The following is a 348-nucleotide window of genomic DNA, read 5'->3' on the forward strand; positions in this document are numbered from 1 at the left end:
TGAGAGTGGCTCGGGACGGAATCGAACCGCCGACACACGGATTTTCAGTCCGTTGCTCTACCGACTGAGCTACCGAGCCATTATGTAACATACAATGTTGTAAAAGTGGCGGTCCGGACGGGACTCGAACCCGCGACCTCCTGCGTGACAGGCAGGCATTCTAACCAACTGAACTACCGGACCACTTTAAGTAAAACATTATGGTTGCACACTACGTGCACCACGATTAAAACATTATGGTTGCGGGGGCAGGATTTGAACCTGCGACCTTCGGGTTATGAGCCCGACGAGCTACCCCTGCTCCACCCCGCGATAATAAAAGGTATTTTCTATGAAACTAGATAAAGA

Annotated in this window: 3 tRNA genes; all 3 read right to left on the minus strand. The window is 50.6% G+C overall.

The window, feature by feature from the left end:
• Positions 1-6 precede the first annotated feature (6 nt).
• Positions 7-79, minus strand: a tRNA-Phe gene (locus tag CHH48_RS19190).
• 27 nt (positions 80-106) lie between these two features.
• Positions 107-183: transfer RNA gene (locus CHH48_RS19195), tRNA-Asp, on the minus strand.
• A gap of 54 nt (positions 184-237) precedes the next feature.
• A tRNA-Met gene (locus tag CHH48_RS19200) sits at positions 238-312 on the minus strand.
• Positions 313-348 lie beyond the last annotated feature (36 nt).

Origin of the sequence: Terribacillus saccharophilus (assembly GCF_002272075.1) — a bacterium.
GTDB lineage: Bacteria > Bacillota > Bacilli > Bacillales > Amphibacillaceae > Terribacillus > Terribacillus saccharophilus_A.